Annotated in this window: 16 protein-coding genes; 3 read left to right on the plus strand and 13 right to left on the minus strand. The window is 69.3% G+C overall.

What is annotated here, in order from left to right; all coding sequences use genetic code 11:
- Nucleotides 1-4 precede the first annotated feature (4 nt).
- From BM349_RS05700 to ribD, 5 genes are all read right to left on the minus strand, one after another.
- A complete protein-coding gene (locus tag BM349_RS05700) occupies nt 5-367 on the minus strand; it encodes a Fe-S protein (RefSeq protein ID WP_091704239.1) in 363 nt (120 codons plus the stop codon).
- Nucleotides 368-453: 86 nt separating this feature from the next.
- Entirely contained in the window at nt 454-927 is a 474-nt protein-coding gene (gene ribH / locus BM349_RS05705) for a 6,7-dimethyl-8-ribityllumazine synthase (protein ID WP_091704243.1), read from the minus strand.
- The gene (gene ribA / locus BM349_RS05710; protein ID WP_091704248.1) at nt 924-2,201 is read right to left on the minus strand and encodes a GTP cyclohydrolase II; all 1,278 of its coding nucleotides are present in this window, start codon (nt 2,199-2,201) and stop codon (nt 924-926) included. Before ribA ends, ribH begins: the two co-directional genes overlap by 4 nt.
- Nucleotides 2,198-2,854 (minus strand): riboflavin synthase, encoded by a 657-nt coding sequence (locus BM349_RS05715; RefSeq protein WP_091704251.1) that lies wholly within the window; start codon nt 2,852-2,854, stop codon nt 2,198-2,200. The genes ribA and BM349_RS05715 overlap by 4 nt, the downstream gene beginning before the upstream one ends.
- Entirely contained in the window at nt 2,854-3,915 is a 1,062-nt protein-coding gene (ribD, locus tag BM349_RS05720; protein WP_091704255.1) for a bifunctional diaminohydroxyphosphoribosylaminopyrimidine deaminase/5-amino-6-(5-phosphoribosylamino)uracil reductase RibD, read from the minus strand. Before ribD ends, BM349_RS05715 begins: the two co-directional genes overlap by 1 nt.
- Before the next feature lie 374 nt (nt 3,916-4,289).
- Between ribD and BM349_RS05725 the strand changes: the two genes are divergently transcribed.
- Nucleotides 4,290-6,011, plus strand: coding sequence for a glycerol-3-phosphate dehydrogenase/oxidase (locus BM349_RS05725; protein WP_091704260.1), 1,722 nt, complete (start codon nt 4,290-4,292; stop codon nt 6,009-6,011).
- Between the two features lie 51 nt (nt 6,012-6,062).
- Entirely contained in the window at nt 6,063-7,586 is a 1,524-nt protein-coding gene (gene glpK, locus BM349_RS05730; RefSeq protein WP_091704264.1) for a glycerol kinase GlpK, read from the plus strand.
- A 56-nt stretch (nt 7,587-7,642) separates the two neighbouring features.
- On the opposite strand, the gene BM349_RS05735 is transcribed toward glpK, so the two are convergent.
- From BM349_RS05735 to trpS, 3 genes are read right to left on the minus strand one after another with little or no spacing between them, the layout of a single operon-like run.
- Nucleotides 7,643-8,515: an Fpg/Nei family DNA glycosylase gene (locus tag BM349_RS05735; protein ID WP_091704268.1), complete on the minus strand. Its 873-nt coding sequence runs from the start codon at nt 8,513-8,515 to the stop codon at nt 7,643-7,645.
- Nucleotides 8,516-8,548: 33 nt separating this feature from the next.
- Complete coding sequence (locus tag BM349_RS05740) at nt 8,549-9,118, minus strand: GNAT family N-acetyltransferase (RefSeq protein ID WP_091704272.1); 570 nt, start codon at nt 9,116-9,118, stop codon at nt 8,549-8,551.
- Nucleotides 9,119-9,149: 31 nt separating this feature from the next.
- Nucleotides 9,150-10,154 carry a tryptophan--tRNA ligase gene (gene trpS / locus BM349_RS05745; RefSeq protein WP_091704276.1) on the minus strand — a complete coding sequence of 335 codons (1,005 nt, stop codon included), beginning with the start codon at nt 10,152-10,154 and terminating at the stop codon, nt 9,150-9,152.
- A gap of 216 nt (nt 10,155-10,370) precedes the next feature.
- Here trpS and ppsA point away from each other — a divergent pair, with 216 nt between their 5' ends.
- A complete protein-coding gene (gene ppsA / locus BM349_RS05750; RefSeq protein ID WP_091704279.1) occupies nt 10,371-12,758 on the plus strand; it encodes a phosphoenolpyruvate synthase in 2,388 nt (795 codons plus the stop codon).
- A 35-nt stretch (nt 12,759-12,793) separates the two neighbouring features.
- On the opposite strand, the gene BM349_RS05755 is transcribed toward ppsA, so the two are convergent.
- From BM349_RS05755 to sdhA, 5 genes are read right to left on the minus strand one after another with little or no spacing between them, the layout of a single operon-like run.
- Entirely contained in the window at nt 12,794-13,642 is an 849-nt protein-coding gene (locus BM349_RS05755) for an exodeoxyribonuclease III (RefSeq protein ID WP_254773742.1), read from the minus strand.
- A 10-nt stretch (nt 13,643-13,652) separates the two neighbouring features.
- A complete protein-coding gene (locus tag BM349_RS05760) occupies nt 13,653-15,020 on the minus strand; it encodes a YhjD/YihY/BrkB family envelope integrity protein (protein ID WP_254773743.1) in 1,368 nt (455 codons plus the stop codon).
- A 9-nt stretch (nt 15,021-15,029) separates the two neighbouring features.
- A complete protein-coding gene (locus tag BM349_RS05765; protein ID WP_091704287.1) occupies nt 15,030-16,280 on the minus strand; it encodes an MFS transporter in 1,251 nt (416 codons plus the stop codon).
- Nucleotides 16,281-16,299: 19 nt separating this feature from the next.
- Nucleotides 16,300-17,085 (minus strand): succinate dehydrogenase iron-sulfur subunit, encoded by a 786-nt coding sequence (locus BM349_RS05770; RefSeq protein WP_175525194.1) that lies wholly within the window; start codon nt 17,083-17,085, stop codon nt 16,300-16,302.
- Nucleotides 17,086-17,087: 2 nt separating this feature from the next.
- Nucleotides 17,088-18,893 (minus strand): succinate dehydrogenase flavoprotein subunit, encoded by a 1,806-nt coding sequence (gene sdhA, locus BM349_RS05775; protein ID WP_091704290.1) that lies wholly within the window; start codon nt 18,891-18,893, stop codon nt 17,088-17,090.
- Between the last annotated feature and the right edge of the window lie 28 nt (nt 18,894-18,921).

Here is an 18,921-nt window from a genome sequence, read left to right on the forward strand (position 1 = left end):
GGGGTCAGCGCCAGATGACGGCGATCGCGGCGTTGAGCAGGGTCAGGATGCCGATCGACCAGAACAGGGCGGGAGCCACCTTGCCGCCCTTGCGCTGGCGCGACATCCCGATGCCGAGGAGGGCCCCGATGATCAGCAGGATGACGAGCTTGACGCCGATCTTGGCGTAGTTCAGGTCGTAGTCGATCCCCCACGGCGCGGCCAGCACGAGGCCGGCGACGGCGGCGATCCCGAGGCCGATGTTCATCAGCGGCGTCACCTGCACGCGATGGTTGTACACCTCGACGGCCCACGCCCCGAACAGGACCGCGAAACCGCTGAGGTGCACGAGGACGACGATGTGGCGGAGGACTTCGAGGGGTTCCATGCAACCCACGGTATTGCGCGTGCCCGCGGCTCGCCACCCAGGCGCGCCTCACCTGCTCGCGTTCGTGTCGCGATGCGGCGCGGAGTTCAGGCGCGCAGTTCCCGGAGCACCAGCGCGGTGCGGATCGCGGCGTCCGCCGCCTCGGCGCCCTTGTCCTCGTGGGAGCCCGGCAGGCCGGCGCGGTCGAGGCCCTGCTGCTCGTCGTCGAGGGTGAGCACGCCGAATCCGATCGGCTTGCCGGCATCCAGCGCCACCCGGGTGAGCCCGTCAGTGGTCGCGGACGACACGTACTCGAAGTGCGGGGTTCCGCCGCGGATGATCACGCCGAGGGCCACGACTGCGTCGGCGCCGGAGGCGAAGGCCGCCTGTGCGGCGACCGCGAGTTCGAACGACCCCGGGACGCGGACGAGCTGCCAGGTCGCGCCGGAGGCATCGAGCGTGCGCTGCGCACCGGCGATCAGACCGTCGGTGATCACCTCGTGCCACGTGCCCGCGACGATCACGACCTCGAGCCCCGTTCCGTCGGTGCCGCCGACGATCGGCGCGCCCTTGCCGCTCACGCGCCGGCCCCTTCGTGCATCTGGGCCAGTGCGTCGGTGAGGTCTTCTTCGGCGATGAGGTGACCCATCCGGTCGCGCTTGGTGGAGAGGTACTGGTGGTTGTTCGGTCCGACGCCCACCAGCAGCGGCACCTGCTCCACGATCTCGAGTCCGAGCTCGCGCAACTGCGTCACCTTGTCGGTGTTGTTCGTGAGCAGGCGCACCTTCTCCACACCCAGGTCGGCGAGGATGCCGGCAGCCGCGGCGTAGTCGCGCGCATCGGCGGGGAGGCCGAGCGCGAGGTTCGCGTCCACGGTGTCCAGACCCCGCTCCTGCAGGCTGTAGGCGCGGAGCTTGTTGATCAGCCCGATGCCGCGGCCCTCGTGGCCGCGCATGTAGATCACGACGCCGCCGTCCTGTTCGATCGCATCCAGCGCCGCCTCCAGCTGCGGGCCGCACTCGCACTTGAGCGAGTCGAACGCCTCGCCGCTGAGGCACTCGGAGTGCACGCGGACGAGTGGGGCGTCGTCGGTCAGATCACCGGAGACGACAGCGAGGTGGTCGGTGCCGGTGATGCGGTCCTTGTAGGCGAGGAACCGGAACTCCCCGTGCGAGGTGGGGACGTTCGCCTCGGCGCGCAGGCTCACCCGTCGCCGATGGCCGCTGTGGCCGGAGACCTCGACGGGGTGGTGCTCGTCGAGGTGGGCGATGAGCTGCTCGATCGTGATCACCGGAACGCCGTCGCGCTCGCCGAGCTCGATGAGCCCGGGCAGCCGCATCATCGAGCCGTCTTCGGCCACGACCTCGGCGATCGCGCCGACCGGCCGGAGCCCGGCGAGCCGCATGAGCTCGACGGCCGCCTCGGTGTGACCGCCGCGTTCGCGCACGCCGCCGTCGACTGCACGCAGGGGAAGGATGTGACCCGGCCGGATCACGCTGGTCGGCGTCGACTGGGGGTCGGCGAGGACGTTGAGGGTGTGCGCGCGGTCCGAGGCGCTGATGCCCGTCGAGACGCGGTCGGCGGCATCCACGCTCACCGTGTAGGCGGTCCCGCGCGCGTCTTCGTTGACCTCGACCATGGGGGGCAGGTCGAGTCGGTCGGCCCACTCCGCGGGCATGGGCGCGCAGATGAAGCCGCTGGACCATCGAACGGTCCAGGCGATCCACTCGGGGGTCGCGAGCTCAGCCGAGAGCACGACGTCGCCCTCGTTCTCGCGGTTCTCGTCGTCGGCCACGATGACCGGCTTTCCGGCGCGGAGCGCGTCGAGGGCATCGGAGATGGATGAAAGGCTCATCGTGAGCCTCCTTCTGTTGGAGGTGCCGCTGTCACTGCTGCGGCGTCGGGGGCGAAGGCGAGGAGGCGCTGCACGTGGCGCGCCAGGATGTCGGTCTCGAGATTCACGCGGTCACCGGCGGCGCGGTCGCCGAGCGTCGTGGCCTCGAGCGTCTCCGGGATCAGCGACACCTCGAACCACTGCTCTGCGGCGGATGCGGGGCTCACGGCGCTCACCGTGAGCGAGACCCCGTCGACCGCGATGGAGCCCTTGTCCACGACGAGGGGGGCCAGCTGGTCGGGCAGCGCGATGCGGAGGACACGCCATTGAGCGCCGGGCCGCACCTCGAGCAGGTCGCCCGTGCCGTCGATGTGGCCCTGGACGATGTGGCCGCCGAGGCGGCCGTGCGCCGCGGTCGCGCGCTCCAGGTTGACGACCCGGCCGGCGTCGGCGCCGGCGAGGGTGGACATGTCGAGGGTCTGCTTCATGACGTCGGCGGTGAACCAGTCATCGCCGCGATCCACGACCGTCAGGCACACGCCGCTGACCGCGATCGAGTCGCCGTGCGCGGCATCCGAGACGGCTTTGGGCGCTCGGACGGTGAGACGCACGCCGTCGCCGGACGGCTCGACGGCGGTGACCGCGCCGATCTCTTCCACGATCCCGGTGAACATCAGAGGATCCCTTCTTCAGTGTCTTCTCGCGGCGATGGGCCCGACGCCCCCGATGGGTGGGCGATGACGAGCAGATCCGCTCCGAGGCTCTCGACCGCCGCGACGTCGAGGCGTCGCGCATCGGCGATCGTGGCGACCCCCACATCGGTCAGCGCGAGTCGATCGCCCCCGATCAGCACCGGTGCGAGGTACGCCAGCACTTCATCCACCAGTCCGTCGCGCAGGAATGCGCTCGCCACCGTGGGCCCGCCCTCGATGAACACGCGGTGCACGCCCAGCCCGCGCAGTTCCGCGAGCAGGCCCGGAAGGTCGTCTCCGCGCCGCTGTCGCAGCGGTCGGGGATGCCGGTGCAGGGAGGCGTCGGCGGGGATGGTGCGATCGCCGAGCACGATCGGGATGGGCTGATCGTCGTGGAGCGTTCCGTCCGGCCGCCGGGCGGTGAGGGCGGGGTCATCGGCGAGGACGGTTCCGGTGCCGACGACGATCGCGTCGGCCAGAGCGCGGCGGCGGTGCACGTCGGCGCGCGCGTCCGGTCCGGTGATCCACTGGCTCGTGCCGTCGGCCGCCGCCGCGCGCCCGTCGAGGCTCTGCGCCCACTTCACGGTGACGTGCGGGCGTCCGAGTCGCTGCACCGTGAGCCACGAGGCCAGCAGATCGGTTCCGGCCACCTCGAGCAGGCTGCTCTCCACCTCGACGCCGGCCTCGCGAAGTCGCTGCGCGCCACCGGTGGATTCGGGATTCGGATCCGACACGGAGTAGATCACCCGGGCGATGCCGGCGGCGATCAGCGCCTCCGAGCAGGGGCCCGTCCGGCCCGTGTGGTTGCACGGCTCGAGCGTCACGATCGCGGTGGCGCCGCGAGCGGCCCCGTCGGCAAGCTGTGAGAGCGCGTCGACCTCGGCGTGGACGGTGCCCGCACCTCGATGCCAGCCCTCCGCGATCACATCGCCGGAGGGTGAGAGGATCACGGCACCGACCTGGGGGTTGACCCCGCGCGGCCCTCTGAGCGCGAGCGCGAGCGCACGGCGCATGGCGCCGTACTCCGCAGCGTTCACCGACATCCGAATCCTTCGTCCAGACTCCGGGAATCAGCGAACGGCGGCACGCGGCACCGCTCGTGCTGCCTCCCATCCGGACTCGCAGCAGGTTTCTGCTGCATCACCGTCGGTCCCGGAATTCCACCGGGTCAGCCTCGGCGGCAACCGGATCGGATGCTGATGCCTTGGCTCGCGGACTGTCACCGCCGGTTCGGATTCTCACCGACCCCGGAGCACGTATTGCACTTGATTCTAGTCAACGCGCGACAGCGCGTTTCATTCCATGTCGCTGAATGAACACGTCGCGAGTGAATATCGACTGAACGAATCCTGCAGATGCCCGCGTGGACGGCGCCCCCTGCTCGGGGGGCGCTTAGCCTTGAAACCAGGGGGATGAAGTGAACGAGGCACGGCAGGGGTTCGAAGCGCTCGCCGCGCGTCCGTATGCGGATGTGCTGATCGTCGGGGGCGGGATCAACGGCCTCGCGACCTTCCGCGACCTGGCGATGCAGGGGGTCGATGTCGCACTCGCCGAGCGGTCGGACTTCGTCAGCGGCGCATCGGCGGCCTCCTCGCACATGATCCACGGCGGCATCCGCTATCTCGAGAACGGCGAGTTCCGGCTCGTGCACGAGGCGGTCACCGAGCGCAACGGCCTGCTGCGCATCGCTCCTCACTATGTGCGGCCGCTGCAGACGACGATCCCGATCTTCTCGACGTTCTCGGGTGTCCTGAGCGCACCGCTGCGATTCCTGCGTCACGGCGGGGGGAAGCACACCGAACGCGGTGCGGCGCTCATCAAGATCGGCCTCGTGATCTACGACTCCTTCTCACGTGGCGGTGGGCGAGTGCCCCGCCACGAGTTCCGCGGACGACGGCAGTCCCTGCGGCAGCTGCCGCAGCTGAACCCCGGCGTGAAGTACACCGCCACGTATTGGGATGCGTCGCTGCACGACCCCGAGCGGCTGGCCATCGACGTCCTCCGCGACGGTCTGGCTGCCGGCGGGGATCGGGCCCGGGCGGCGAACTACACGGCCGCCGTCGGCGTCGATGACGGCAGGCTCGTGCTGCGCGATCAGCGCAGCGGCCGTTCGACGCCGTTCGCCGCATCCGTCATCGTGAACGCCTCGGGCCCGTGGACGGATCTGACCAACCTCGCCTGCGGCGACCCGACGAACCACATGGGCGGCACCAAGGGGTCCCACATCGTGCTCGACCACCCCGAGCTGCTTGCCGCGACCGGCGGCCGCGAGCTGTTCTTCGAGCACAAGGACGGCCGGATCGTGCTGATCTACCCGCTCAAGGGCCGGGTGCTCGTGGGGACGACCGATCTCGAGCACGACATGCGCGAGCCGATCGTGTGCACCGAAGCGGAGGTCGACTACTTCATCGACTTGATCGGTTACGTGCTGCCCGAGATAACGGTCGACCGGAGCCGCATCGTGTACCGGTTCTCCGGCGTCCGGCCGCTCCCCGGTCACGGTGACCTCGCGCCCGGATTCGTCTCGCGCGACTACCGGATCGAGGCCGCGCCGCTGGAGGGACGCGCAGCGGCGACCGTCCTGAGTCTGGTGGGCGGCAAGTGGACGACGTTCCGCGCCTCGGCCGAGCATCTCGCCGACCGCGTCCTCGAGCTGCTCGCGCAGCCGCGCCGCCGCTCCACGAAGGGCGTGCCGATCGGCGGTGGCCGGGGGTATCCGACCACCGAACGTGCGCGCCGGCAGTGGATCGATGCGTACAGCGAAGGCCTCCCGCTCGACCGTGTCGCCACGCTGCTCGATCGGTACGGCACTGTCGCGGCGGACGTGGTCGCGGCGATCGCCGCCGATCCCGACGATGCCCTGCTCCGCACGATTCCGACGTACAGCTCGGCGGAGCTGCGTCACCTGGCCCGCACCGAGCACGTGGTCCACCTCGATGACGTCCTCATGAGGCGGACGAGCCTCGCGTTCATCGGCGATGCGACCGCGGAGTCGGCGTTGGAGATCGCCGAGGCGATCGCGCCGGTGATGGGCTGGGACGGCGAGGACTGCCGCGCCGAAGCCGATCGCGCCATCGCGAAGGTGCACGCGGCAGACCCGACCTGGACGGTCGGGGCATCGGCGCGCTCTGCGCGATAGCCTGACCGCAGTCCGCGGCGCCGGGTCGCGGCGGCTCGATGAGGAGACGACGTGTCCGAACATGTCCTGGCGCTGGATCAGGGAACCACCTCGACGCGGGCGATCGTCTTCGATGCGGACGGCGGGATCGTCTCGGTCGCGCAGCGCGAGCACAAGCAGATCTTCCCGCGCGCCGGGTGGGTGGAGCACGACCCGATCGAGATCTGGACGAACACCCAGTGGGTGATCGCGGCGGCGCTGGACGATGCCGGCCTCGGCCCGCGCGACTTCGCCGGTATGGGCATCACGAATCAGCGCGAGACCGCGATCGTCTGGGATCGGCGCACCGGCCGGCCCGTCGCGAATGCACTGGTCTGGCAGGACACCCGCACGCAGCCGCTGATCGACCGGCTCGCTGCCGACGGCGGCGCCGACCGCTTCGCGACCACCACCGGACTGCCCCTGGCCACGTACTTCTCGGCGTCGAAGATCGCGTGGATCCTGGAGAACGTGCCGGGCGCGCGGGCGGATGCCGAGGCCGGCCACCTGCTGTTCGGCACGCCCGAGACGTGGGTCATCTGGAATCTGACCGGAGACACGCGCAGCGGCATCCACGTCACGGACGTCACCAACGCGAGCCGCACGCTCCTGATGGACCTTTCGACCCTCGAGTGGTCCGACGAGCTGCTCGCGGTGTTCGGCATCCCGCGCTCGATGATGCCAGAGATCGTCTCGTCATCGGGTGTCGTCGGCGAGGTGCGCGAGCCCCCGGCCGCCCGCGGGATACCGATCGCGGGAATCCTCGGCGATCAGCAGGCCGCGACCTTCGGGCAGGCGGCGTTCGATCCCGGTCAGTCCAAGAACACCTATGGGACCGGCAACTTCCTCCTGGTCAACACGGGGAAAGAGATCGTGCGCTCCCAGCACGGGCTGGTCACCACGGTGGCGTATCGCTGCGGCGACGAGCCGGCGAGCTACGCGCTGGAGGGCTCGATCGCCGTGACCGGATCGCTCGTGCAGTGGCTGCGCGACAACCTCGGAATCATCAGCTCGGCGTCGGAGGTCGAGCGCCTCGCCTCGAGCGTCGAGGACAGCGGAGGAGCGTACTTCGTCCCCGCGTTCTCAGGACTGTTCGCCCCCTACTGGCGGCCGGATGCGCGCGGGGCCCTCGTCGGCCTCACCCGCTACGTCAACAAGGCGCACATCGCGCGTGCGGCGATCGAGGCCGCGGCGTTCCAGTCGCGGGACGTCATCGACGCGATCGTCGCCGACACCGGGCTCGAGCTCACGGAGCTGCGGGTCGACGGCGGCGGCTCGCGGGATGACGTCATGATGCAGTTCCAGTCCGACATCCTCGGCATCCCGGTCGTGCGTCCCGCGATCATCGAGACGACCGCGCTCGGAGCCGCATATGCAGCGGGCCTCGCCACCGGCGTATGGCCGGATCGGGAGTCGCTGCGCGGGCACTGGCGGGAGGGCCGGCGCTGGGAGCCCGCGATGCCGACCGAGGAGGCCGACCGGCGCGTGCGCCTCTGGCGGAAGGCGGTCACGAAGTCGCTGGACTGGGTCGACGAGGACGTGACGGCGCTGTCGTGACGGACTTCGGTCGTTGAGCGAGGAGCGCCGCGACGAGCCGAAACGCTCGCGCCGGCCTACTTCAGCAGCCGGCTGAGCCGCCGGTCCGCGAGGACCTTGCCGCCGGTCTGGCACGTCGCGCAGTACTCGAGCGAATTGTCGGCGAAGAACACGCTGCGAACCACGTCCCCGCACACCGGGCACGTCTCGCCCCGGCGTCCGTGCACCTTCATCCCGCGTCGCTTGGCGTCTTTGAGCTCGGCGGGGGGTTTGCCGGATGCCGCAGCCACGGCCTCCGCCAACGTCTCGGTCATGGCCGCGTAGAGCCGGTCGATGTCCTCCGGGGTCAGGCTCGCGGCCAACGCGTACGGGGACATCTTGGCGTCGTGCAGGATCTCGTCGGAGTACGCGTTGCCTACCCCCGCGAGGATCGACTGATCGCGCAGCACGCCCTTGATCTGCGTGCGGCGCCCGTCGATCAGGCCGGCGAGGGTGTTGCGGGTGAAGGTCGGCTCGAGCGGATCGGGACCCAGACGGGCGATGCCGGGCACGTCCTGCGGATCCCGCACCACGTAGACCGCGAGCGACTTCTTGGTGCCGGCCTCGGTGAGATCGAACCCCGAGCCGTCCGACAGGGCGACCCGCAGGGCGATCGGCGTCTTCCCCGGCCGGATGATCGTCGCCGGCAGCTGGTCGTACCACCGCAGCCAGCCGGCCTTGGCGAGGTGGAAGATCAGATGCGGCTCGGCATCCGGCGACGTGGTGGCGAGGTCGATGAACTTGCCGTGACGCGCCGCCGAGGTGATCTCGGCGCCGACGAGCGAGTCGACCGGAGGGTCGTACGTCTTCAGCGCGGCGAACGCCGCGACCGTCACGCGTGTGATCGTCAGGCCCGTCGCCCGTCCGCGGAGGAAGTCGACGAGGCCCTGCACTTCGGGCATCTCCGGCATGGTGCCATCCTCGCACGGGGCACGGTGGTCAGGTCAGGGCGTCTCGAGCATCGGCCACGGCTGCGGCATCCGGTCATCGCCGGGCAGCAGGCCGGCGATCCAGCCGTCCTCGCGGCCGAACGAGTTGGCGAGGGCCTTGCGCAGCACGCCCTCGTACCGGAAGCCCAGCCCACGCGCGACCCGCGCCGACCCTACGTTGCCGACGACCGCACGCCACTCGATGCGCTGGAGGGCGGCGCCCTCGTAGCTGAAGCCCCAGTCGATCACTGCGCGCGCGGCCTCGGTCAGCAGTCCGCGACGCCTCGACGGCGGTGACATCCAGTAGCCGATCTCACCTGACCCGCCGAGAGTGATGCCGTGCAGGCCGATCATGCCTGCGAGCGTATCTCCGTCGCGCAGCGCCCAGGTCGCCTCGACGCCGTCGCTCCACCGGCTGCGAGCGAAGGGGATGAAGCCCTCGGCATGCCGGCGCTCGTACGGCGAGGGCACGGTCGTGTACCGCTGGATGCCGGCATCCTGGCACGCCTCGAAGATCGCGTCGACATCGGCCTCGGTCGGCACCGACAGCGTGAGCCGCGCGGTGCGGAGGATGACAGGTTCCACTCGGCAAGGGTAGTGCCGGCTCGAGCTCCGGCTACACGCGCCGGAGGAGTCCGACCTTGTCGTACACGTCGGCCACGGTCCGGTCCGCGACCTCGGATGCGCGACCTGCATTGACGGCGAGAACGCGGTCGAGTTCGGCCTTGTCGTCCAGCAGCTCGAGCGCGCGAGCCCGCACCGGCCCGAATTCGTTCACGACGACCTCGGCGAGACCCTTCTTGAAGTCGCCGTAGCCTCGGCCCGCGTATTCGTCCTCGATCGCCGGGATCTGCCGACCGGTGAGGGCCGCGTAGATCACCAGCAGGTTCGACACCCCGGGCTTGTGCTCCCGGTCGTACCGGACGGATCCCTCGCTGTCGGTCACGGCTCGCATGATCTTCTTGGCGCTGATCGAGGGCTCGTCCAGCAGCCACAGCACGCCGGCATCGGACTCGGCCGATTTCGACATCTTCGCCGTCGGGTTCTGCAGGTCGAAGATGCGTGCCGTGTCCTGCTGGATCACCGGCATCGGCACCCGGAACGTCTCGCCGTAGCGTGAATTGAACCGCTCGGCGAGGTCGCGGGTGAGCTCGACGTGCTGCTTCTGGTCGTCGCCCACGGGCACGATGTCGGTCTGGTAGAGCAGGATGTCTGCAGCCATCAGCACCGGATAGGTGAACAGCCCCACGGAGGTCGCGTCGGCGCCGTAGCGACTGGACTTGTCCTTGAACTGGGTCATCCGGCCGGCCTCGCCGAAGCCGGTGATCGTGGAGAGGATCCAGGCCAGCTCGGGGTGCGCCGGCACGTGCGACTGGACGTACAGGGTCGATTTCGACGGCTCGATACCTGCGGCGATGTACTGGGCAGCCGTGCGGCGCGTCTTCTCGCGCAGCTCGGCGGGGTCGTTCGGCTGCGTGAGCGCGTGCAGGTCGACGACCGAGAAGAACGCGTCGTAGGCCTCCTGCAGGTCGCGCCACTGCATCAGGGCCCCGATGTAATTGCCGATCTGGAGGGAGTCGGCGGACGGCTGCATGCCGGAGTACAGACGGGGTTTGGTCACCCGTCAATCGTAGTCAGGCGGCCCGCCGGCTTCGTCGAACAGCACAAGAGTGCCGCAGGGGCGGAAAGAAGTCTGGACTGCGCACCGGTGGGTGACTCTCATAGTCTCGGGGCCAGTCGCGATGAGGCGACTGCGAACGGTGATCCTGCGGCGAACACGCCCGACCGTCACCGGACAGGTGGACGCGATGAAGCGTCCTCGAAAAGGAGCATCTTCATGGCGAACATCATGTGGTTCCAGGACCTGGGCATCAAGGACATCGACCAGGTCGGCGGCAAGAACGCATCGCTCGGCGAGATGGTGAGCAACCTCGCGCACCTCGGCGTCCACGTTCCCGGTGGATTCGCGACGACGGCGGACGCGTACCGCGCGTTCCTCGAAGCCGGCGGTCTCTACGAGCGCATCCGTCGCGCGGCCGAGTCGATCGACGTCGAGGATGTCGTGCAGCTCGCGCGGGTCGGCGCCGAGATCCGCGGCTGGATCGAACGCCAGCCGCTGCCCGACGATCTCGATGCCGACCTCCGGGAGGCGTATCAGACCCTCAGCGAGGGCGATGCCGACCCCGAGCAGGTCTCCTGGGCGATCCGCTCCAGCGCAACGGCGGAGGACCTCCCCGACGCGTCGTTCGCCGGCCAGCAGGAGACGTTCCTGAACATCCACGGCATCGACAACGTCATCGCGGCGGTGCGCGCGGTCTTCGCCTCCCTGTACAACGACCGGGCGATCGCCTACCGCGTCCACCACGGGTTCGAGCACCACGATGTGGCCCTCTCCGCCGGCGTGCAGCGCATGGTGCGCTCCGACATCGGCTCATCCGGGGTGATGTTCACGGTCGACACCGAATCGGGGTTCAGCAACACCGTCCTGGTGACCTCGTCGTGGGGTCTCGGCGAAGCCGTCGTGCAGGGGGCCGTCAATCCCGACGAGTTCAGCGTCTACAAGCCCGGACTTCGCGCCGGACGTCCGTCGATCCTTCGCCGCGCGGTCGGTGACAAGGCGATCAAGATGGTCTACGCCGACGGTCGCGGCGTCGGCACCAGTACGGTGTTCACGGAGGTCGCGCCGGAGGACCGCATCCGGCTGAGCCTGACCGACGACGAGGTCGTCGAGTTGGCGCGGCAGGCGCTGGTCATCGAGGACCACTACGGGCGTCCGATGGACATCGAGTGGGGCAAGGACGGCATCGACGGCAAACTCTACATCCTCCAGGCGCGGCCCGAGACCGTCGTCTCGCGCGCGGAGGCGGGCGTTCTGAGCCGCTGGGTGCTGAGCAGCCGAAGCGAGATCGTGTCGCAGGGCAGCGCGATCGGCAACCGCATCGGCGCCGGCAGGGCCAGGCTCGTGCACTCGATCGACGACATGGAGAGCTTCCAGCCGGGCGAGGTACTCGTGGCCGACATGACCGACCCCGACTGGGAGCCGATCATGAAGCGAGCGTCGGCGATCGTGACCTCGCGCGGAGGGCGCACGTGCCACGCGGCGATCATCGCCCGTGAGCTCGGCGTACCGGCGGTCGTCGGGACGGGGGATGCGCTGCGCGCGCTCTCCGACGGCCAAGAGGTGACGGTCTCGGGCGCCGAGGGCGACGTCGGATTCATCTACGAGGGCATCCTCGACTTCCACGAGGAGCGGTCCCAGCTCTCCGACATGCCGGAGATCACCACGAAGATCATGATGAACGTGGGCACCCCTGCCCAGGCGTTCTCCTTCGCGCAGATCCCGAATCACGGTGTGGGACTGGCGCGGCTCGAGTTCATCATCAACCGGCAGGTCGGCATCCACCCGCGCGCGCTGCTCGAGTACGACACGCTGAACCCGGGGCTGCGGGCCCAGATCGCCCTGCGCATCGCCGCCTATCCGTCGCCTCGCGAGTACTTCGTCAGCCGTGTGACCGAGGGGGTCTCGACGATCGCGGCCGCCTTCGCGCCCGAGCGGGTGATCGTGCGGATGAGCGATTTCAAGTCCAACGAGTATGCGAATCTCGTCGGCGGTCCGCAGTTCGAGCCGCATGAGGAGAACCCGATGCTCGGCTACCGGGGCGCCGCACGGTACATCTCACCCGACTTCCGAGAGTGCTTCGAGATGGAGTGCGAAGCGATGCGCCGGGTGCGGGATGACATGGGACTGACGAACGTGGCGCTGATGATCCCGTTCGTGCGCACCGTCGATGAGGCCGAGGCCGTGATCCAGCTCCTCGCAGACAACGGACTCGTCCGCGGCGAGAACGGGCTCGAAGTGATGATGATGTGCGAGCTGCCTTCGAACGCGCTCCTGGCCGACGAGTTCCTGCAGCACTTCGACGGGTTCTCGATCGGCTCGAACGACATGACGCAGCTGACCCTGGGCCTGGACCGAGACTCGTCGCTGGTGTCGTCGCTGTTCGATGAGCGCAATCCCGCCGTGAAGCGGATGCTGTCGCTGGCGATCGAGGCGTGCCGGCGCAACGGCAAGTACGTGGGCATCTGCGGTCAGGGCCCGAGCGATCACCCCGATCTCGCCGAGTGGCTCGTCGAGCAGGGCATCGAGTCCATGTCGCTGAATCCCGACACCGTCGTGGAGACGTGGCTCCAGCTGGCGCGCATGCATCCGGAGTACGTGGAGTAGGCGATGGATGCCGCGCTCCGCGCGACCGGGAGCGGTCAGCCCCCGAGCGCGTAGTCGACCACGACCGGGGCGTGATCGCTCCAGCGCGTGTCCCAGGACGCAGCCCTGACCACGCTGTACCCCGTGGCGCGCTCGGCGAGCGCGCGAGTGGCGAGGTGGTAATCGATCCGCCACCCGGTGTCGTTGTCGAAAGCCTTGCCGCGGCTGGACCACCAGGTGTAGGGACCGTCCACCTCTCCGTGTGCGCGGCGGCCCACGTCGACCCAGCCCAGCCCGAGGCCGACGGAGCCGTCGACGGCGGCGACCCGCGCGCCCGCGTCGCCCAGGATCCGATCGAAGTAGGCCCGCTCGCGAGGGAGGAAGCCGGCCTTCTTGATGTTGCCCATCCAGTTGCGGATGTCGAGCTCGCGGTGGCCCACGTTCAGGTCGCCCGTGACGACGACGAACGGGGTCTCGGACTCGATCTGGGCCATCCGCACCGTCATCTCGTCGAGGAACAGCCATTTCAGATCCTGCCTGGGGGTGCCGGCCTCGCCGGTCGGCACGTAGGCGCTGATCGCGGTCAGCAGCTCGCCGTCAACGTCGAAGTCGGCCTCGATCCAGCGCCCGGACAGGTCGAGCGTGCCGTCTCCGAGGCCCCGGCGCACGGCGACCGGCTCGGTCCTGCTCGCGATCGCGACACCGGCCCGGCCCTTCGCGAGCGCCTCGTCGTTCACGACGTTCCAGCCCGGAAGCGCAGTCGCGAGGTCGTCGGCCGTCGCGCGGACCTCTTGGAGCGTGATGATGTCGACATCGGCGGCGTCGAGCCAGGCGCTCATGCCGTTTCGGACCGCGGCCCGGATTCCGTTGACGTTGACAGAGGCGAGGCGGACGCGTTGTGGCACGTCTTTCAGCCTATCGAGCGCCCCTGACATGCGCGGCCCGGGTGGCGTCGGCCCCCGCCGATGGAGGAGCTGTTCTGCTCTTGTCGTCGGCCGTCTGCTCCGGCGGCTGCTTGTCGCGCTTGGGCTGCTTGGCCGGGCGCTTGGCGCTCTTCGCTGCCTTCGCCACAGGCAGGACCGGCCGCGCGGCCTCCACCTGCTCCAGCTCGTCCTCGGCCTCGCGCACGGCGAAATCGGCACGCCAGGCGCGGTACCACGGGGCCGTCGCCCGCGCTTCCCGGGCGGTGCGGAGCCGGACCTGTGCGGCCAGCAGGAGCGCCTGATGCTCGGCGGCGATCCGCTCGGCCTCGGTCTGAGCCAGGATCGGGATGTCGCGGTCGTTCGAGGTGACGGCGATCCAGGCCGCGGCGACCAGCATGATGATGCCGCTGATCTTGAACCACAGCAGGAGTCCGACGAAGATCGCGAAGGTCGCCAGCAGCGGGTTGGACGGCGTGTAGCTCAGCAGCAGCCCGGCCCCGAACTGCAGCACCGTGAGCGCCGCGCCGCCGAGCAGCGCGCCGGGCCAGATCACGCGCCATCGCAGCGACGTGCCGGTGAGGAAGTGGAACAGGGCGGCGAGCGCCGCGGCGTTCAGCCCGAATGACACGAGCACGGATCCGACCCGGATCGTGGAGTCCAGCATCCCCGTGCCGAGATCCACTCCGAACAGGGACAGCACCAATGACAGCGCCCATGAGCCGACCCAGGTCAGCGCAGCGCCGAGGATGAGCGCGACGCCGAAGATGACGGCGGCGAGCAGGTCGCGTGCCTTCAGGAGCAGATAGCTGCGGCGATCCGGCGGGATGCCGAAGATGTCGCGCACGCCACGGCGCGAGTACGTGACCCAGCCGATGGCGGTCCAGATCACGGTGCCGAGGGCGATCAGACCCGTCACCCCGAGCACGCCGCTCGAGTCGGTCGCGACCTGCTGCACCTCGGCGGTCGTCACGACTCCGTCCGGACCGATCAGACCGGGGATGTAGTTGTTGATGAGCGCGATCATCGCATTCACCGCGTCGGTGTTGCCGCCGAGCCACAGACCCGTGATCGCGAACGCCAGATAGATCGCCGCGAAGATCGCGAACAGCGCCTGATAGCTGATTCCGGCTCCGAGCAGGAAGCCGTTGTGCTGCAGGAAGTGGCGCCACACGCGGATCGGGAACCAGCCCATCGTCGCCCTGGTGATCTTCGTGGCCGTCTGGATGGGCTCGTCGAAACGCTCGCGCAACGACTCCTGGGTCGCGTCCCAGCGCTGCCGGAGCGTCTCCTCCTCACGCGCGGCGTGCTCGGCCGCGGTGCGCGTGTCGGGCGAGGTGTCCCGCGCGCTCTTCTGACTCACTGTCACAGGTTAGCGATCGGCCGATGCCTCGGCATCGGCATCCGATCCGGTGCGCGTCGCGGCGGCATCCGAGAGCGACGCGTCTGCCGCGACGGGTGCCCGGAACCGCCGTGCGATGAACAGCACGGGCACCAGCAGCGCGGCAGGCAGCAGGAAGGCGATGCCCAGACCGGGCGCCTCGGCGAGCAGCCCGAGCAGCACCGCACCCAGCACTGCTCCCGCGTAGTTGAACAGGTTCACCCGGGCGATGATCTCATCGCTGCGGGCGGGCGCGAGTCCGCCGGCCGAGGTGAATGCGAGCGGGACGAGGGCGCCGACGGCGACGCCGGCGAGGGCGAATCCGGCGATCGCGGCCGCGGGGAAGGGCAGGAGCGCGACGACGACGCAGCCGACGAGCGACGCGAGCGTCGCGATCACCACGACGCGCGCGCGGCCGATCCGGCCCGAGGCGCGGTCGGTGAGCAGGCGGGTGATCAGGATCGCGGCCTGGTAGGCGGCGTAGCCGAGCGGCGCGAGCGCCGCGGCCGCCAGCAGCTCGTCCTGCAGGTAGACCGTGCTCCAGGTGCTCACTGCCGAGTCGACGGTGAACGCGGCGAGGATCACGAAACCGAACAGCCAGATTCCGCGGCGGGGGAGCGGCGAGGCTGAGCGACCGCCCATGGGGGTCGCAGCGCGCGCAGGATCGAACGAGCTGAGCCCGAAGACGGCGATCACGACCGCCACGAGCGATGCGAGCGACAGCGGCAGCACGACGGCGACCCCGGCCGCCGACGAGCCCGCCACAGCCAGGGCGCCGACGATGGCCGCCGCCGTGTACGCGGCGAAGTAGCCGCCCATGATGTCGCGTCCGTAGCGACGCTGGACGAGGACGCCCTGCATCGCGCCGGCGGCGTCGACGCCGCCGAGTCCCAGTCCGTACAGGCCGAACGCGGCGACGAACACCCAGAGCGGCAGCCCGGGCACGACGACGGAGACGACGATCAGCAGCAGGGCGACGACCTCGAGCCCCAGCCCGACCACCAGGGCGATCCGGCTGCCGCGCCACTTCGCGAGAAAGTCGGCCTTGACCGAGCCGAGGGCGGCGGTCACGCACACCAGCAGCACGATCAGCGAGACGGCGACGTCGTCGATGCCCTGGCGGTCCTTGAACACCGGCAACGAGGTGACCACGACGGCGTAGCCGAGGCCCTGGGCAGCGTATGCGGCGGTGACGGCGATTCGCGAGCGTACGGCGGAGGCGGGTGTGGTGGCGAGGCTCACGCTCGGAGCATACCCGTGGCTAGCGTCCGCGCAGGATGGCCTGCTTGACCTCGGCGATCGCCTTGGTCACCTCGATGCCGCGGGGGCATGCCTCGGTGCAGTTGAAAGTCGTGCGGCAGCGCCACACGCCCTCCTTGTCGTTGAGGATGTCCAGGCGCACGTCCCCTGCGTCGTCCCGCGAATCGAAGATGAACCGATGCGCGTTCACGATGGCCGCAGGCCCGAAGTACTGGCCGTCCGTCCAGAACACGGGGCACGACGAAGTGCATGCCGCGCAGAGAATGCACTTGGTGGTGTCGTCGAAGATCTCGCGATCGGCGATCGACTGCACGCGCTCCTTGCCCTTCTCCGGCGTGGAGTTGGCGATCAGGAACGGCTGGACCTCGCGGTAGGACGCGAAGAACGGCTCCATGTCGACGATGAGGTCCTTCTCGAGCGGGAGTCCCTTGATCGCCTCGACGTAGATCGGCTGCGAGATGTCCAGATCCTTGATCAGGGTCTTGCAGGCCAGGCGGTTGCGCCCGTTGATGCGCATCGCGTCCGAACCGCAGATGCCGTGGGCGCACGAACGGCGGAACGTCAGCGAGCCGTCGACCTCCCACTTGATCTTGTGCAGCGCATCCAGGACGCGGTCGGTCGAGTACAGCTCGACGTCGTAGTCAACCCAGCGCGGCTCCTCGTCCACCTCGGGGTCGAAGCGGCGGATGATGAAGGTCACCAGGAACGACTGGATGCCGGTGTCCGCTGCCGGGGCGATGCCCACGTCGGCTGCGGCATCCGCGGTCTCCACGAGAGTCGACACCATCGCTAGTACTTCCTCTCCATCGGCTGGTACCGCGTGATCACGACGGGCTTCCAGTCGAGCCGGATGTGGTCGTCGGAGTTCGACGATCCGGCATCCCCCGACAGGTAGGCCATCGTGTGCTTCATGTAAGTCTCGTCGTCGCGCTTGGGGTAGTCATCGCGCATGTGCCCGCCGCGGCTCTCCTTGCGGTTGCGCGCCGTCACGACCACGACCTCTGCGATATCCAGCAGGAAGCCGAGCTCGACCGCCTCGAGCAGGTCGGTGTTGTACCGCTTGCCCTTGTCGTCGACGTGGATGTTCTTGAACCGCTCGCGGAGCTCCTCGATGACGTCGAGCACGTGCGTGAGCGACTCGTCGGTGCGGAACACCTGCGCGCCCTTGTCCATCTCCTCCTGCAGCTTCTTGCGCAGCACGGCGATGCGCTCCGTGCCGGCGCCGTTTCGCAGGCCTTCGATCAGGCCCCGCACCTCGGCGGCCGGATCTTCCGGGAGCGGCACGAACTCGGCAGTCTGGACGTACTCCACCGCGTTCTTGCCGGCGCGCTTGCCGAACACGTTGATGTCCAGGAGGGAGTTGGTGCCGAGGCGGTTCGAGCCGTGCACCGACACGCACGCGCACTCGCCGGCGGCGTACAGACCCGGGACGACGGTGGTGTTGTTCGAGAGCACCTGCGCGTCGTTGTTGGTCGGGATGCCGCCCATCGCGTAGTGCGCGGTGGGCATGACCGGCACCGGCTCCACGACCGGGTCGACGCCCAGATAGGTGCGCGCGAACTCGGTGATGTCGGGGAGCTTGGTTTCGAGCACTTCGGCGCCGAGATGCGTGCAGTCCAGCAGCACGTAGTCGCGGTGCGGACCCGCTCCGCGCCCCTCTGCGACCTCCTGCTGCATGCAGCGGCTGACGATGTCGCGCGGTGCGAGGTCCTTGATCGTGGGGGCGTACCGCTCCATGAAGCGCTCGCCGCTCACGTTCCGCAGGATCGCCCCCTCGCCGCGCGCACCCTCGGTGAGGAGGATGCCGAGCCCGGCGAGCCCGGTCGGGTGGAACTGGAAGAACTCCATGTCCTCCAGCGGGAGGCCCTTGCGCCAGATGATCCCCACGCCGTCGCCGGTGAGGGTATGGGCGTTGGAGGTCGTCTTGTAGATCTTGCCGAAGCCACCGGTCGCGAAGATCACGGCCTTGGCCTGGAACACGTGCAGGTCTCCGGTGGCCAGCTCGTAGGCGACGACGCCCGCGATGCGCGTGCTGCCGTCGTCCTCCTTCACCGTCACCAGGTCGAGCACGTAGAACTCGTTGAAGAAGTTGATGCCGAGCTTGACGCAGTTCTGGAAGAGCGTCTGCAGGATCATGTGCCCGGTGCGGTCGGCCGCGTAGCACGCACGACGCACCGGGGTCTTGCCGTGGTCAGCCGTGTGGCCGCCGAACCGGCGCTGATCGATCTTGCCCTCCGGCGTGCGGTTGAAGGGCAGACCCATGTTCTCCAGGTCGATGACCGCGTCGATGGCCTCCTTCGCGAGGATCTCGGCGGCATCCTGGTCGACCAGGTAGTCGCCGCCCTTGACCGTGTCGAACGTGTGCCACTCCCAGGAGTCCTCTTCGACGTTCGCCAGGGCGGCCGCCATGCCGCCCTGCGCGGCGCCGGTGTGCGAGCGGGTCGGGTACAGCTTGGAGATGACCGCGGTCTTCGCCCCCGGACCTGCTTCGATCGCCGCGCGCATGCCGGCGCCGCCGGCGCCCACGATCACGATGTCGAACTGGTGGTAGTGCACGCCGTCCTTGACGACGGAGCCTTCGGTCTGGGTGCTCACTGCGAGATGCTTTCCGTCCTGGGTCGGT

The organism is Microbacterium sp. cf046 (assembly GCF_900114345.1).
GTDB lineage: Bacteria > Actinomycetota > Actinomycetes > Actinomycetales > Microbacteriaceae > Microbacterium.

Coding starts and splice junctions, on each gene's coding strand:
- BM349_RS05770 (WP_175525194.1), bottom strand. CDS start 17,085: ATGGTGTCGACTCTCGTGGAGACCGCGGATGCCGCAGCCGACGTGGGC.
- ribA (WP_091704248.1), bottom strand. CDS start 2,201: ATGAGCCTTTCATCCATCTCCGATGCCCTCGACGCGCTCCGCGCCGGA.
- BM349_RS05735 (WP_091704268.1), bottom strand. CDS start 8,515: ATGCCGGAGATGCCCGAAGTGCAGGGCCTCGTCGACTTCCTCCGCGGA.
- ppsA (WP_091704279.1), top strand. CDS start 10,371: ATGGCGAACATCATGTGGTTCCAGGACCTGGGCATCAAGGACATCGAC.
- ribD (WP_091704255.1), bottom strand. CDS start 3,915: ATGTCGGTGAACGCTGCGGAGTACGGCGCCATGCGCCGTGCGCTCGCG.
- BM349_RS05715 (WP_091704251.1), bottom strand. CDS start 2,854: ATGTTCACCGGGATCGTGGAAGAGATCGGCGCGGTCACCGCCGTCGAG.
- BM349_RS05700 (WP_091704239.1), bottom strand. CDS start 367: ATGGAACCCCTCGAAGTCCTCCGCCACATCGTCGTCCTCGTGCACCTC.